Raw genomic sequence first — 14961 nt, forward strand, 5'->3', positions numbered from 1 at the left:
CGTAGTGCCCCCCTCCGAATCGCGGCCACGCGGTGATGTCGGCCGCACGACCGAGAGTCCTCATCCTCTCCTACGACGCGATCGACATCGATCCTCGTGTAATCAAGCAGGTGCGTCGCCTCGCCGATGACTACGACGTCACGACCTGCTCGCCCGGTTCGAGTCCGGACGCTCGCGTCGAGCATGTCGCGCTCGATCCATCCGACGCACCGGCGCGCGGTCGGCTGGGCAACCTGATCGACGACTTCGCCCGCGAACGCGAATGGTTCGCGTGGAGCTACGACCATCTGCCGCTCGTGCAGCAGACCAGGAAGCGGTTGAAGGGCAGAGCGTTCGACGTGGTCCTGGCGAACGACGGGGAGACTCTCGGGGCGGCGATCTCGATCGCGGGCGCCGAACGCGTCCACGCGGACCTCCATGAGTTCTATCCCGGACTTCCAGTCGAGGACTCGAAGCTGGGCCACCGTCAGCGACGGTACTGGACCTGGCTGATCACGCGGTTCGCCTCACGGGTGCGCTCTTCCACCACCGTCGGGGCGGAGATCGCCAGACGCTACCGCGAGTACGGCCTCGACTCCGGTGTGGTGACGAACGCGACGCCGTTCCGCGACTTCGCACCCCGGCCGACTGGGAGCCCGATCCGTCTGGTGCACAGCGGCAACCCGTTTCGCGAGCGCGGCCTCGCCGAGATCATGCGCGCGGTGGCCGCGTCGTCGGCGGATGTCACCCTCGACCTCTACCTGACTTACAACCCGCCAACGGACCGTGAGCATCTCGTCGCTCTCGCAGAGCAGCTCGGACCCCGGATCACGGTGCACGAGCCGGTGTCGCAGGCGGAGCTGATCGACACGCTTCACCGATACGATGTCGGCATCCATGTGCTCCCGCCCACCAGCGAGAACAACGCCCTCGCACTGCCGAACAAGTTCTTCGACTTCGTGCAGGCCCGGCTCGGCATCATCGTGGGACCGTCGATCGAGATGGCGGGCATCGTCACGCAGCACGGCCTCGGGATCGTCACGGATGACTTCACCGAAGCCGGCATCCTCGCCGCCGTCGATTCCCTGACCGTGGCGAACGTGGACGCGTTTAAGGCTTCGATGCAGGAGCACGCCGAGTCGCTCTCCGCCGAGACTCAGGTCGAGAACTGGGCGGCCGCCGTGCGCGACATCGCGCATCCCGTCTGACGACTTTCGTTCCGATCAGGAAGAACTCAGAGCGCGTTCCAGCAGGCGCCGGCTCGCCGAGGCGGACGCGTGGTGCATCGACCAGTCCCAGCCGCGATCGGCGAGATCGGGCATTCGCTCAGGGCGGGTCAGCAGGTCTGTGACGACATCATGGAGCGTGTCCACGTCGGCGACGGCCCAGGCTCCCTCCGCGTCCTGCCCGAGGTCCGGTTCATCAGCCACTTGCGCACTGGTCACCAGCACACAGCGTCGCGCCATGGCCTCGACGCCGAAGACGCCGGGCACCGAGGCATAGAACTCGTTGAGGGCGATGTGCGCCTCGTCGAGGGCCGTGAGGACCTGTTCGTGCGGAACGCCGATCAGCTCGCGATACTCGACGTGCGGGTGGGTCTGCGTGATCCGTGCCATGACCTCGCGCACAGCATCCGTGCCCTTGAGGAGCGGATTCGACGGCGCATGCACGACGACGATGCGTTCGGGCGCCTCGAACTTGGCGACGGGACCGACGAACTGCTCGTCCGGATAGAAGTAGAGGAAGGGTTGCGTGTCGCCCTCCAGATAGGAGAGCTGGTCGTTGCGGGCGTTGAAGATCGCCTCCGCGTGCCGCTCGGCCACCTGCGCCCGCTCGCGTCGGGCGTCGTCGTACTCCGGCGTGGCGAAGATCGGGTCGATCGTGGCGAGGATCGATCCGATGTTGGGACGGCCGGTCTCATCCGCGCGCTGCTGCGAGAGGCGGGGCGAGCGGATGTCGTTGCCGGTGAAGTAGCAGACCAGGCGCCTGCCGTGGCGCCGGATGAACGCGAATTCGAAATCCCGCTCGTCGTGATGGCCTTCAAGGAAGGCGCCACCGCCGACATAAATGAAACCGCGCGCGCGGTTGACGAGCCAGGCGAGCAAGATCGGACCGCCGTACAGGCGGCGCCACGTCGCCAGTCGGCCGCCCAGCGCCGTCGACGACGTCTGGACCACCGCGTCATACGGCACCGTGTAGAAGGGATTGCGGGCATGGATGGCGGTGTAGCTGTTCGGCAGCGCCTCCGCGATATGGGTCGCCATGAGGGCGATGTCCTCAGGCCCGACGACCCAGTCGATCCGTCGCGTGAACAGGGCGAACGGCTTGAAGAGCCAGAAGCAGAGGCGCAGGAGCGCTTTCTGACGTCGGAAGACCAGGGTCGCGCTGTCGCTCATCACTTCTTCCGTCGAGGGATGCAGAACTTCACGTAGAAGCTCTTCGGCACGCGATCGAGCTTCCACATCAGCCAGAAGAACGGCCGGAGCAGCTCGAACCGCCGCTTGTATGTCGGGTAGTCCGTGTACTCCTTCTTCGGCATCGTCATGACCTGCTCGAAGCCCGCGTCGTCGAATCCGATGCGCTTCTTCACCATCGCGATCAGTTCGGGGTCGCCGTGACGCGGCTCGATGAACTGCGCGGCGGCGAGCCTGCGGTCCATCTGCCCGGAGCGCACGAGCGCGGAGAGCTCGATCTGGCGGAAGTTGATCCCGAAGCGCGTCGGCAGGAAGTACGTGTGGTAGAACGCCGTGAAGCGGTTCTCCAGGTGGTGTCCGCCGTACCACTGCCAGCCGTACTCGTCGGCGAGGAAGCGCTTCGCATCCTCTTTGTTGTAGTCGATCCAGTAGAGGGGACGCGTGCGCTGGATGCGGCTGAACGCGGACCACTTCACGAAGTTGTTGAAGTCGAGGTTCGGATAGGTCTTCATCGGAAGCGTGCCGAACTGCTTGTGGACGCCCTTGATGTACCCGCCGTCCATGTAGAGCCAGCCCATCGGGGAGATGCCCTCGGTGCGGAACGAGTGACCCTCGACGATGTGGCGGATGCCGTGCTTCTCCGCCGAGCGATATAGCACGCCCATGAAGCCGATGTCGGTCGGCGCCTCGATGTCCTTGACGCCCGCGAGCATGAAGGAGCGGTAGATGTCGTCGTACTCGGCGTTGTCCACGACGTACGTCTCGAGATCGACGCCGAGCTTGTCCAGCACGGCGAAGATGTTCGATGTCGCCGTGGGGGAGTTCCAGGTGTTGTCGAAGTGCACGGCCAAGGGGCGCACGCCCTTGGAGACGAGCAGGTACGCGAGATACGACGAATCGGTGCCGCCGCTCACGCCCATGATGCAGTCGTACTTCTTCCCGCGGCCTGCGGCCTTAAGCTCGGCGACGAAGCGGTCGAGTGCCTTCTCGCTCTCGGCTCCCAGCGGGTACTGCTTGTCCAGCGAGTCGTGCAGGTGGCAGTAGTAGCAAACGCCGTCGGAGTCGAAGGACGCGCCGGGCACGTCGGAGGTGATGATGCATCGTCGGCACACGTTCGGTGAGCTCAGGAACTCGTCTGATGTCGCGGCATCGAACTCCTGGCTGAACTGCTGCGCCGCGATCGGCTCTCCGCGTCCGTCGAACAGGTGTCCGAAGAGCGCGTCGATCTGCTGGCGGGTCGGGTAGTTGATGAGCACGCTCTCGCGACCCGACTGCATGACGAAGGCGGTGCCTGCGGCGACGGCAGAAGCGCCCGCGTGCTCGATCGGGGCGACCAGGTCGGCGCGTCCGCCTGCGCCGCCGTGCGCGATTACGGGGACGGTCGCGATGCCGGCCACGGCACGGACGAGGTCGAGGTCGATTCCCTCGCGCGTGCCCTCGTGGTCGATGTTGGTCACGAGGATCTCGCCGACCCCGATCTCCGTCGCGCGGGCGACCCATTCCTCGACCGAGAGCGGTGCGGCATCCGCACCACCGCCCGTGTAGACGGTGTAGCCGTCGGCGGTGCTGCGCACATCGACGCTGGCGACGATGGCCTGCGAGCCGAGCGCCCGGACCATCTCGCGGACGTTCTCCGGTTGCGTGATCAGTGCCGTGTTGACGATGATCTTCTCGAACCCGGCGGCGATGATCGCCTGAGCCTGCGCCGCCGTCTCGACACCGCCGCCGTACGCGAGCGGGATGAAAGCCTCGGTGGCGATCCGGCTCAACAGCGCCATCGGAGCCGGGGTGCGGGTTCTCGCCGCTCCGATGTCGAGGATGACGAGCTCATCGACCTCGAGGTCGTTGAAGATGCTGATCACGTTGACCGGGTCGCCGACGTATCGAGGGTCCTCGAAGCTCCGGGTCTTCACGAGACGCTCGCCCTCGAGGAGCAGGACGGGGATCAACCGGGGATAGACGTGCATCAGGCCTCCGCCGCCGCGAACTCGCCGAGGAGCGTCAGTCCGTACCGGTGGCTCTTCTCGGGGTGGAATTGGATGCCGATCACGTTATCGCGCTCGACCGACGACGCGTAGCGCTCGCCATACTCTGTCCAGGTGAGGACGTCGGCCTCGTCATCGGGGATGACGGCGTAGGAATGGACGAAGTAGAACCGTCCGCCGTCGCCCAGGGACGGCGCGAGGCGCGACGGCTTCGCCGCGACGGCCGCGCTCCATCCCATGTGCGGGACGAGTAGGCGCGAGCCGTCGAATTCCTCGGGGAAGCGGTGGGCTCGTCCGGGGATCAACCCCAGCCCTGGCCGCTCGCCCTCCTCGCTGCCGTCCATGATCAGTTGCATGCCGAGGCACACGCCCGCGAGCGGCGTGCCCTTCTCGCGAGCCGCGGTCACGACGGCTGCGCCGAGGCCGCTCTCCGTCAGGCGATCGACGGCGTGGTCGAAGGAACCGACGCCGGGGAGGATGATGCGTGCGGCGTCGACGACGGTCTGCGGGTCGCTGGTCACCTCGGACGAGCGACCCACCTTGGCCAGCGCGTTGCGCAGCGAGCCGAGATTCCCCACGCCGTAGTCGACGATCGTGACGTCAGGTCGGGTCATCGCGTCGTGCTCTCCTCGATGCTCAGCCGCAGCGCGTCGGCGATCGCATCCATGTCGTCCTCGGTCAGCTGCGGATACAGGGGGAGGGTGAGTGCCTGGTGGTGCGCGCGCGTCGTGTGCGGGAGCGCCGCGTCCGGGATGCCGAAGCGGTCGCGGAAGTACGGCTGCAGGTGCATGCCGTAGGTGCCGAGTGTCGTCTCGATGTCGCGCGTCCGCATGCGGCGGATGACCTCGTCGCGATCGATGTGATCGTCGAGGAGGACCACGTAGGACTGGAACGTGTGCGTGGTTCCCTCCGGCTCCGAGGGGATCTGCACGCCGTCGATTCCGGTGACGCGGGTCGTGAGCTCGGTCGCCGCACGTCGCCGCCCGGAGACGATGTCGTCGATGCGGGTCATCTGTGCGAGACCGATGGCGGCATGGACGTCACTGAGCCGGTAGTTGAAGCCGGCCTCGACGAATTCCATGTACAGCTCGCCACGGACCGCGCCGTGTGCGCGAAGCACGGCGATGCGCGCCGCGAGGTCGTCGTCGTCGGTCGTGATCATCCCGCCCTCTGCGGTCGTGATGATCTTGCGGGGGTGGAACGAGTACACCCCGGCTGTGCCTAGCGTTCCGGCGTGGCGTCCGTCGTAGGTGCCGCCGAGCGCGCACGCGGCGTCTTCCAGGACCGGCAGACCGTGCCGTGCGGCGACGGCATTGATCGCGTCCATGTCGGCGCAGAGACCGAAGGCATGCACCGGCATGATCGCGCGGGTGCGCTCCGTGATCGCTGCCTCGAGAAGCGCGGGGTCGAGGTTGAACGTCGACTCGTCGATATCGACGAACACCGGGGTTGCGCCCTGCTGGATCACGGCGTTCGCTGTCGCGGGGAAGCTGAATCCCGGGATCACGACCTCGTCTCCGGGCTGCACACCCAGCGCGACGAGCGCGAGGTGCAGGCCGGTGGTGGCCGAGCTGACCGCGGCCGCGTGGCGCGCCGAGGTGTAACCGCGCACGGCTTCCTCGAACGCAGCGGTCTTGGCGCCCTGTGTGAGATAGCCGGACTCGATGACCTCGCGCACCGCGTCGATCTCGGGGGCGCCGGTCAGCGGGATGTTGAGCCTCATGACAGGACCGAGGTGTACCACTCGACGGTCTGACCGAGGGCGTCGTCTGTGAGGCGCGGGGACTGGTGTCCGAGAAGCGACTCGAGCTTCGACACGTCTGCGAGGTGGCGGCGGACGTCACCGGGACGCTCCTCCGTGTGAATCACGGGGTGCTCGGGGCGGCCCATCAGACCGAGGATCCGAGAGATCAGTTCGTTCACCGAGGTCTCGACGCCGGTCGCGAGGTTGAGCACCTTGCCACGGCACTCGTCGGAGTCGTGCACCTGCGCAATGAGATCGGCAGTGTCCTTGACGAAGATGAAGTCGCGGGTCTGCTCCCCGTCGCCGAAGACCTCAAGCGGCACCCCGTCGAGCACGCGGCGCACGATGATCGGCACGATCCCGGCGTACGAACCGGGGTTCTGGCGAGGGCCGATGTTGTTGAACGGCCGGATCACGGTGGCGTCGATCCCGAAGGTCTGCACGTAGGACTCGATGATGTGGTCCGCAGCGGACTTGCTCGCCGCGTACGGTGTGATCGCGTCGTGCGGGTGTCCCTCGTCCATCGGGATGTAGCGGGCGGAGCCGTAGGCCTCGGAGCTGGAGACGTGGATCAGACGCTCAACGAGACCGCGGCGCGCGATCTCGCAGAAGGTGGTGGCGATGCCGACGTTCGTCTGCACCGTCCACGCCGGGTAGGTGAGCGACGTCGGCAGGGGGATCACTGCGAGGTCGAAGACGGTGTCGATCTCGTGGGTCGTGACGACGTCCTGCATCGCGGCGAGGTCGGCGGCATCCAGACGGATGATGTCGATGTCGGGACGAGCAGCCTTCGCCTCCGCGAGGTTGTCCATACTGCCGAGGAAGAAGTTGTCCACGACGGTGATCCGCCGGGGCTCGTCACGGATGAGTCGATCGACCAGGTGGCTCCCGATGAAGCCGGCTCCGCCGGTGATCAGGATGGATTTTGAACGCACAGACATGGATTTCGAGTTCTCTCGTTATCGAGCTCCCGTGGCAGCACGGAAGCGGGCAGACTGCTAAGTATCATATGGGATGGAGGTGCGCCGAACCGTGAGAGAACCCGCTGAGTCGCCGATCCCGGAGGCCCCCTCGTGGCACGGGATCGCCACCAACAGATTCAATCCGCATGCCTGGATCGTCGGTGCGCCCGAGATCGGCGACGACGTCTGGATCGGCGCGTTCACGGTCATCGACGGCAGCGGCGGACTCGTGATCGGCGACGGATGCGACATCTCCGCCGGCGCGCAGATCTACACGCACTCCACGGTGGAACGATGCGTCAGCGAGCGCGCCCGCGACATTCAAAGGGCGTCGAGCAACATCGGCGGGAACGTGCACATCGGCGCGAACGCCGTCATTCTCATGGGTGCGGACATAGGCCATCACAGCGTCGTGGCGGCCGGTGCCGTCGTCACCGAGAACACGATCGCTCCTCCGTACAGCGTTCTCCGCGGGGTGCCCGCCCGTGTCTTCCCCGACGCCGCCCGCCGCTTCGCGGACTGAGCCGGGCGCTGTGCGGCGCGCTCTAGGCTGGGTGACCGTGAAGATCATCAGCGTCGTCGGCGCCCGCCCGCAGTTCGTCAAGCTCGCCCCGATCCACAAGGCTGCGCTCGCCGCGGGCGTGGAGCACGTCATCGTGCACACCGGTCAGCACTACGACCCGATGCTCTCCGACGTGTTCTTCGACGACCTGGGGATCGCTGCGCCCGACGTGCACCTCGGCGTCGGAAGCGGATCGCACGGCGCGCAGACTGGATCCATGCTGGCGGCCCTCGACGCGGTGTTCGACGAGCACCGTCCGGACTGGGTCCTCGTCTACGGCGACACCAACTCCACCGTCGCCGCGGCGCTGAGCGCCGTGAAGATGCACATCCCGGTCGCCCACCTCGAGGCCGGTCTGCGGAGTTTCAATCGTCGGATGCCGGAGGAGCACAACCGGGTGCTGACCGACCACGCGGCGGATCTGCTGCTGGCTCCCACCGAGGTCGCGGTGGGGCATCTCGCGCACGAAGGGCTCGCCGAGCGCACCGTGCTCGTCGGCGACGTCATGACCGATGTGCTGTTCGAGGTCCGCGACCAGGTGGCGGGGACTCCGTCCGCGCTGATCGAGGAGCTCGGCTTCGAGGCGGGAGGCTTCTACGTCGCGACCATCCATCGCGCCGAGAACACCGACGAGCCCTCGCGCCTGGCCCAGATCGCCGCGGGGCTCGCGGGCCTCGACAAGCCCGTGGTCCTGCTGGCGCATCCGCGCGTCGTAGCGAAAGCCGCCGCCCACGGCATCGCGCTCACGCAGGGATCGCTCATCGCGCACCCGCCGCTGGCCTATGCCGACCTCGTCGCCGCCGCCGTCTCGAGCGCCGGGGTGGTCACCGACTCCGGCGGTCTGCAAAAGGAGGCGTTCCTCCTCCGCGTCCCGTGCACGACGGTGCGGACCGAGACCGAATGGGTCGAGACCGTGCAGCTCGGCTGGAACGTGCTCGCGAACACCGCACAGGAGATCGCCGCAGGCGTGACGCGGCCGAGGCCGTCCGACACGGACCAGGCGCCTTACGGCGACGGGCACGCGGCCGCTCGCGTCATCGCCGTACTCGCCGAGAAACGCCGCTGAACGAAGACGCCGCACACAGTCCTCGCGGCAGGGCGGAAGAGGAGCGGAGCGCGAGGCCGCCCTCGATCTGCGCCATAGGATATCGCTCATGCGTATCGCCGTCGTGGCCCTCGGAAAGATTGGCCTCCCTCTCGCTCTGCAGTTCGCCGATCGTGGGCACAAGGTGGTCGGCGTCGACGTGAACCCGGCGCTCGTCGACGCTGTAAACAGCGGCGTCGAGCCGTTCCCCGGTGAAGCACAGTTGCAGGAGAAGCTCACCGCGGCTCTCGCGGCCGGACGCCTGCGCGCGACGACCGACTACGCCGAGGCGATCCCGTCGGCGGAGGTCGTCGTCGTCGTGGTCCCGCTCTTCGTCAACGAGGAGACCGCGGAGCCCGAGTTCGGCTGGATGGACCAGGCCACCACGTCGCTCGCGCAGCATCTCCGCCCCGGCACGCTGGTCTCGTACGAGACGACGCTCCCCGTCGGCATCACCCGCGGGCGGTGGAAGCCGATGATCGAGGAGATCTCCGGGCTCACCGAGGGCGAGGACTTCCACGTCGTCTTCTCGCCGGAGCGCGTCTACTCCGGTCGCATTTTCGCCGATCTGCGCAAGTACCCGAAGCTGGTCGGCGCTCTCTCCGACGAGGGCGCGCGTCGCGCCGTCGAGTTCTACGAGGACGTCCTCGAGTTCGACGAGCGTCCGGACCTCGCGCGGGCGAACGGCGTCTGGGACCTGGGCAGCGCGGAGGCCGCGGAAATGGCCAAGCTCGCCGAGACGACGTACCGCGACGTGAACATTGGCCTCGCGAACGAGTTCGCGCTCTTCGCCGGAGCGAACGGCATCGACGTGTATCAGGTAATCGAGGCCTGCAACTCGCAGGTCTTCAGCCACATTCACCGTCCTGGCATCGCCGTCGGCGGTCACTGCATCCCGGTGTACCCGAAGCTCTACCTCTCGACGGATCCGGGCGCCGACATCGTGCGGACCGCGCGTCGCGTCAACGAATCTATGCCGGAGCGCCTCGTCGCACAGGCGGAGAGCATCCTCGGGTCGCTCTCCGGACTGCGGGCGGTCGTCCTCGGCGCCAGCTACCGCGGGGGCGTCAAGGAGACGGCGTTCTCGGGTGTGTTCCCGACGGTGGCGGCACTCGAGTCGCGCGGCTCCGCGGTCCAGGTGCACGATCCGATGTACACCGACGAGGAGCTGCGTCGCCTCGGTTTCGAGCCGTACACGATGGGCGACGACATCGACATCGCGATCCTGCAGACCGACCACGCCGCATACCGCGAGTTGGAGCCGGCGCAGCTTCCCGGCATCAAGCTGCTCGTCGACGGCCGCGCCGCGACGGATGCCGCGCGCTGGGCGGGGACTCCGCGCATCGTCGTCGGGACCGCTGTCGAGCTGATGGCCACCGCAGGGGCCACGACCTGAACCGCGCACGGCCTGCCCCTGCTCGGCGCGCCGCGTTCCGGGCAGACATCCAGGCGCTCCGGGCGATCGCCATCGCCGCGGTGGTGCTAAACCACCTCTGGCCGAATCGCCTGACCGGAGGCTACGTCGGCGTCGACGTGTTCTTCGTCATCTCCGGGTTCCTGATCACGAGCCATCTCACTCGCGAGGTGGCGGCGACGGGCCGCATCGCACTCGCCGCGTTCTACGCGCGCCGGGTGCGCCGACTCCTTCCCGCGGCGCTCCTGGTGCTGATCGTCAGCGCGATCGGCACCCTGCTGCTCCTGCCGTACCCTCGGTGGCCCCGGGCCGGCGCCGAGATCGCCGCGAGCGCCGGCTACGTCGAGAACTGGTTCCTGAGCGCCATGTCGGTGAACTATTCGGCGCTCAACGACCAGGCCACCGTCGCGCAGCACTACTGGTCCCTGTCGGTCGAAGAGCAGTTCTATCTCCTCTGGCCGCTTCTCCTGCTGGCCGCGTCCTGGTGGGCCTCCAAGCGGTCGGCGCGTCCCCGGCTCGTGGCCGCCGTGGTTCTGGTCGTCCTGGTGGTGGTCTCGCTTACGGCGAGCGTGATCGCCACGACCGTGATCCCGAGTCAGGCGTACTTCGCGACCTACACGCGCGCCTGGGAGTTCGGCGTCGGGGGACTACTGGCGCTGACCGCGAAGCGACGTCTCCCCGGCGCGGGGGCCGAGATGCTCGCGATCGTGGGACTCGTCATGATCGTGCTCGCCGCCGTGTTCTTCGGCCCCGCGACGCCGTTCCCGGGGTACGCGGCTCTCCTGCCCGTGCTCGGCACAGCCGCGGTGATCTTCGCCGGCACCGGGCGCGAGCGCCTCTGGCACAGCGCGGTGACCGGAACGAGGCCGGTGCAATGGATCGGCGACGTCTCCTATTCGCTCTACCTCTGGCACTGGCCGCTGATCGTGCTCGTGCCGTTCCTGGTTGGAGTGGCGCCGTCGACCGTCATGAAGCTCGGCATCCTGGCGCTCTCGCTGCTGCTGGCCTGGGCGACGGCCCTCTTCGTGGAGCGGCCAGGCCAGCGGTGGAACTTCCTCGCCGCCTCGCCGCGTCGCACCCTCCTCGCGATGCTGGGCGCCGTCGTCGCCGTGGCTCTCGTCGGCGGCGGGCTCGTGCTCGCGGGTCGAGCGGTGTCATCGGCGGACGTTCCGCCCGTGAGCGTGACGATCCATGATTGCGTCGGACCGCAGGCGATGGATCCGGGTGCGGTGTGTCCTGACAGGTTCGGGGCGGCAGCTGATGTGGTCATGGGTCCGGGGAACGCCTACTTCGCCACGCCCGACGAGTGCCGGGCCGACCCCGCGCTGCTCCCCTTCGGAGACACCACTGCGACGGTTGTCTGCGATTTCAGTGCTGGCGCCGCGGATGCGCCGGCGGTCTGGCTCGTCGGCGATTCGCACGCGCAGCAGTGGCAGGGTGCCGTGTTCGATCTCGCCCGCACGGAGGGGTGGATCGTGACGACGTCGTTCGGGGGAGGGTGTCCGGTGATCGATGCTCCCTTCGTCGGCTTCCGTACGCCGGCGAGCGCTGCGGAGCAGGAACGATGCGAAGCGTGGTCGTCCGCGGTGCAGCCCGCGGTGCTCGCGTCGGCGCCCGACGTCGTGCTCACGTCGTCGGCAGGCAGAGTGCAGCTCGTAGACGACGGCTCCGACCGCCCGCAGACCGATCAGTTCGCAGACGGCCTACAGCGCACGTGGCGCGCCTGGGCGGATGCCGGTGTCGCGGTGATCGCCCTCGGCGGCGTGCCGTTCAACGGCGAGGTGCGCTCGCCCGACTGTCTTCTCGTTAACGCACGCAACCCCCTGGCGTGCGCGGTGCCGGTCGCCGAGGCGCAGCCGACCGATCCATATCTGCTCGCAGCATCCGCGGCCGCTGATCCGGCGATCCGGTCCTTCGACGCCGGGCCCTACTTCTGCGACGAAGCGCGCTGCTACGCCGCGATCGGGGGCACGGCTGTTTTCTACGACGCCGATCATCTGAACCTCGATTACGTCCGTCGGTTCGCCCCAATGCTGGCCGACGTCATCGGTCCGATCGTCCGGGACTGAGCTCCCAGCCAGTCGCCGATACGATGGAAGCATGGATCTTCTCGTCGTCGGGTCGGGCTTCTTCGGCCTCACCATCGCTGAGCGCGCTGCTGAAGCAGGCCGCAAAGTCACCGTCATTGATCGCCGTCACCACATCGGTGGCAATGCCTACAGCGAGAACGAGCCCGAGACGGGCATCGAGGTGCACCGCTACGGGGCGCACCTGTTCCACACGTCGAACGAGACTGTGTGGGAGTACGTGAACCGCTTCACGACCTTCACGAACTACGTGCACCGGGTGTACACGACTCACAAAGGCGTCGTCTTCCCGATGCCGGTGAACCTCGGCACGATCAACCAGTTCTTCCAGTCCGCATACACGCCCGACGAGGCCCGCGCGCTCGTGAAGGAGCAGGCGGGGGAGTTCGACGCGAAGACGGCGAGCAACTTCGAGGAGAAGGGCATCGCACTCGTCGGTCGCCCGCTGTTCGAGGCCTTCTTCCGCGACTACACGGCGAAGCAGTGGCAAACTGATCCGCAGAAGCTGTCCGGCGACATCATCAGCCGCCTTCCGGTGCGCTACACGTACGACAACCGATACTTCAACGACACCTGGGAAGGGCTGCCGACCGACGGCTACACTGCGTGGCTGGAGCGGATGGCAGATCACCCGAACATCGAGGTGAAGCTGAACGTCGACTATTTCGACGAATCGCAGCCGCTGAACAAGCGCGCGACCGTCGGACAGGTCCCGGTGGTCTACACCGGCCCCGTCGACCGGTACTTCGACTATGCGGAGGGCGCCCTCAGCTGGCGCACGCTCGACTTCAAGCAGGAGGTGCTCGATGTCGGCGACTTCCAGGGCACCCCCGTCATGAACTACCCCGACATGGACGTGCCGTACACGCGCATCCACGAGTTCAAGCATTTCCACCCCGAGCGCAGGGACGTGTACGCCTCGGACAAGACCGTCATCATGCGGGAGTTCTCCCGCTTCGCCGAGCGCGAAGACGAACCGTACTACCCGGTCAACACGCAGGCCGATCGGGACGGGCTCCTCGCGTACCGTGAGCTCGCCAAGGGGGAGCAAGGCGTCCATTTCGGCGGACGTCTCGGCACGTATCAGTACCTCGACATGCACATGGCCATCGGCTCGGCGCTGTCGATGTGGAACAACACTCTCTCGTAGACTCGGCATTGTGAGTCACGCAGCTGTCGGGGCGCCGGGGACGCCCCGGCGATACCTGCATTCTCTGTGGATCCTGTCGGCGCGAGATCTGCGCGTGCGCTACGCCACGAGCTTCCTCGGCTATCTCTGGTCAGTGCTGGATCCTCTGGTGATGAGCCTGATCTACTGGTTCGTCTTCACGCAGATCTTCCACCGCAGTGTGGGCGAAGAACCGTACATCGTCTTCCTCATCGTCGCCCTCCTGCCCTGGGTGTGGTTCAACACCTCCGTGTCGGACTTCACCCGGGCGTTCCGCAAGGACGCGCGGCTCGTGCGATCCACGGCGATCCCGCGCTCGATCTGGGTGAACAGGATCGCACTGAGCAAGGGGATCGAGTTCCTCTTCTCGCTCCCGGTTCTCGTGCTCTTCGCCGTCTTCAACGGTGCCACGGTCAACTGGGGACTGCTCTGGTTCCCGGTCGCCGTCCTGCTGCAGGTCGTGCTGCTCGTCGGCCTGGGTCTGCTCGTGGCACCGCTCTGCGTGCTCTACACCGACCTGGAGCGCACCACCGCGCTCATCCTCCGTGCGCTCTTCTACGCATCTCCGGTGATCTACAGCTTCTCCGATCTACCGGCGCCGTTCGACACCATCGGGGCGTTCAATCCGCTCTCGGGGATCTTCATCCTCTACCGCGTCGGATTCTTCCCCGACCAGTGGCAGACGATCCCGGTGCTGATCAGCGCCGTGATGAGCCTGGGCATCCTCGTGCTGGGCATGTGGACCTTCGGGCGTCTGGAACGACCCGTGCTGAAGGAGCTGTGATGGCGGCCGCGATCGAAGTCCAGGGGCTGGGCGTCCGCTTCCGCCGGAACCGCCGCGGTCGGCGCAGCTTCAAGGATCTGTTCTCCGGAGCCTCGCGGCGTTCCCGGCCAGGAGAGTTCTGGGCGCTCCGGGACGTCTCGTTCACGGTACAGCCGGGCGAGTCGATCGGTGTCGTCGGACGCAACGGGCAGGGCAAGTCCACGCTGCTGCGTCTGGTCGCCCGCGTCCTCCTCCCGGACGAGGGCTCCGTCGTCGTCAACGGTGGTGTCGCCCCGCTGATCGAGATCACCGGAGGGTTCGTCGGCGACCTCACCGTACGGGAGAACGTGCGGCTCACTGCCGGGCTGCACGGGATGTCCCGCGACGAGGTCTCGCGCCGTTATGACGGCATCATCGCGTTCGCCGAGCTCGCCGGATTCGAGGACACGCCCTACAAGCACCTCTCCAACGGCATGAAGGTGCGCTTGGCCTTCTCCGTGGTCTCTCAACTCGATGAGCCGATCCTGCTCGTCGACGAGGTGCTCGCGGTCGGCGACAAGGCGTTCCGAGAGAAGTGCTACAAGCGCATCGACGAACTGCTCGCGGAGGGGCGCACGTTGTTCTTCGTCAGCCACAACGAGCGCGACCTCCGACGCTTCTGCACGCGTGGGCTCTATCTCGACAAGGGCGGTCTCGTGCTCGATGCACCGATCCGCGAAGTCCTCGACCGGTACAACGCGGACTACACGCTCTGAGTCCGCCTTCGCGGCGGATCGTGTAACGAATCCGTGGCTCCGGA

At 67.0% G+C, this 14961-nt stretch carries 13 protein-coding genes; 8 read left to right on the top strand and 5 right to left on the bottom strand.

From position 1 onward, the window contains the following. Positions 1-35 precede the first annotated feature (35 nt). Positions 36-1187 carry a glycosyltransferase family 1 protein gene (locus MRBLWH12_RS02405; RefSeq protein ID WP_363545713.1) on the top strand — a complete coding sequence of 384 codons (1152 nt, stop codon included), beginning with the start codon at positions 36-38 and terminating at the stop codon, positions 1185-1187. A gap of 15 nt (positions 1188-1202) precedes the next feature. On the opposite strand, the gene MRBLWH12_RS02410 is transcribed toward MRBLWH12_RS02405, so the two are convergent. Genes MRBLWH12_RS02410 through MRBLWH12_RS02430 form a run of 5 tightly spaced genes read right to left on the bottom strand, consistent with a single transcriptional unit; the run spans position 1203 to position 7063 of the window. Next, positions 1203-2375 (bottom strand): hypothetical protein, encoded by a 1173-nt coding sequence (locus MRBLWH12_RS02410; protein ID WP_363545715.1) that lies wholly within the window; start codon positions 2373-2375, stop codon positions 1203-1205. Next, positions 2375-4360, bottom strand: coding sequence for an N-acetyl sugar amidotransferase (locus MRBLWH12_RS02415; protein ID WP_363545718.1), 1986 nt, complete (start codon positions 4358-4360; stop codon positions 2375-2377). Before MRBLWH12_RS02415 ends, MRBLWH12_RS02410 begins: the two co-directional genes overlap by 1 nt. Further along, positions 4360-4992, bottom strand: coding sequence for an imidazole glycerol phosphate synthase subunit HisH (hisH, locus tag MRBLWH12_RS02420; protein WP_363545721.1), 633 nt, complete (start codon positions 4990-4992; stop codon positions 4360-4362). Before hisH ends, MRBLWH12_RS02415 begins: the two co-directional genes overlap by 1 nt. Next, entirely contained in the window at positions 4989-6101 is a 1113-nt protein-coding gene (locus tag MRBLWH12_RS02425) for a DegT/DnrJ/EryC1/StrS family aminotransferase (protein ID WP_363545724.1), read from the bottom strand. The genes hisH and MRBLWH12_RS02425 overlap by 4 nt, the downstream gene beginning before the upstream one ends. Continuing rightward, complete coding sequence (locus tag MRBLWH12_RS02430; RefSeq protein WP_363545727.1) at positions 6098-7063, bottom strand: dTDP-glucose 4,6-dehydratase; 966 nt, start codon at positions 7061-7063, stop codon at positions 6098-6100. Before MRBLWH12_RS02430 ends, MRBLWH12_RS02425 begins: the two co-directional genes overlap by 4 nt. 91 nt (positions 7064-7154) lie before the next feature. Here MRBLWH12_RS02430 and MRBLWH12_RS02435 point away from each other — a divergent pair, with 91 nt between their 5' ends. The 7 genes from MRBLWH12_RS02435 (at position 7155) to MRBLWH12_RS02465 (ending at position 14917) form a co-directional block, all read left to right on the top strand. Further along, positions 7155-7607: an acyltransferase gene (locus MRBLWH12_RS02435; protein WP_363545730.1), complete on the top strand. Its 453-nt coding sequence runs from the start codon at positions 7155-7157 to the stop codon at positions 7605-7607. A gap of 37 nt (positions 7608-7644) precedes the next feature. Beyond that, positions 7645-8712, top strand: coding sequence for a non-hydrolyzing UDP-N-acetylglucosamine 2-epimerase (wecB, locus tag MRBLWH12_RS02440; protein WP_363545731.1), 1068 nt, complete (start codon positions 7645-7647; stop codon positions 8710-8712). Positions 8713-8800: 88 nt separating this feature from the next. After that, the gene (locus MRBLWH12_RS02445; RefSeq protein ID WP_363545734.1) at positions 8801-10126 is read left to right on the top strand and encodes a nucleotide sugar dehydrogenase; all 1326 of its coding nucleotides are present in this window, start codon (positions 8801-8803) and stop codon (positions 10124-10126) included. Between the two features lie 47 nt (positions 10127-10173). After that, positions 10174-12213, top strand: coding sequence for an acyltransferase family protein (locus tag MRBLWH12_RS02450; protein ID WP_363551283.1), 2040 nt, complete (start codon positions 10174-10176; stop codon positions 12211-12213). Between the two features lie 31 nt (positions 12214-12244). After that, positions 12245-13381, top strand: a complete 1137-nt coding sequence (glf, locus tag MRBLWH12_RS02455; RefSeq protein WP_363545737.1) for a UDP-galactopyranose mutase — start codon at positions 12245-12247, stop codon at positions 13379-13381. Between the two features lie 10 nt (positions 13382-13391). Then, complete coding sequence (locus tag MRBLWH12_RS02460) at positions 13392-14183, top strand: ABC transporter permease (protein ID WP_341975301.1); 792 nt, start codon at positions 13392-13394, stop codon at positions 14181-14183. Beyond that, positions 14183-14917 carry an ABC transporter ATP-binding protein gene (locus MRBLWH12_RS02465; protein WP_363545740.1) on the top strand — a complete coding sequence of 245 codons (735 nt, stop codon included), beginning with the start codon at positions 14183-14185 and terminating at the stop codon, positions 14915-14917. Before MRBLWH12_RS02460 ends, MRBLWH12_RS02465 begins: the two co-directional genes overlap by 1 nt. Positions 14918-14961: the final 44 nt, after the last annotated feature.

Source organism: Microbacterium sp. LWH12-1.2, assembly GCF_040675825.1.
Classification (GTDB): Bacteria; Actinomycetota; Actinomycetes; order Actinomycetales; family Microbacteriaceae; genus Microbacterium.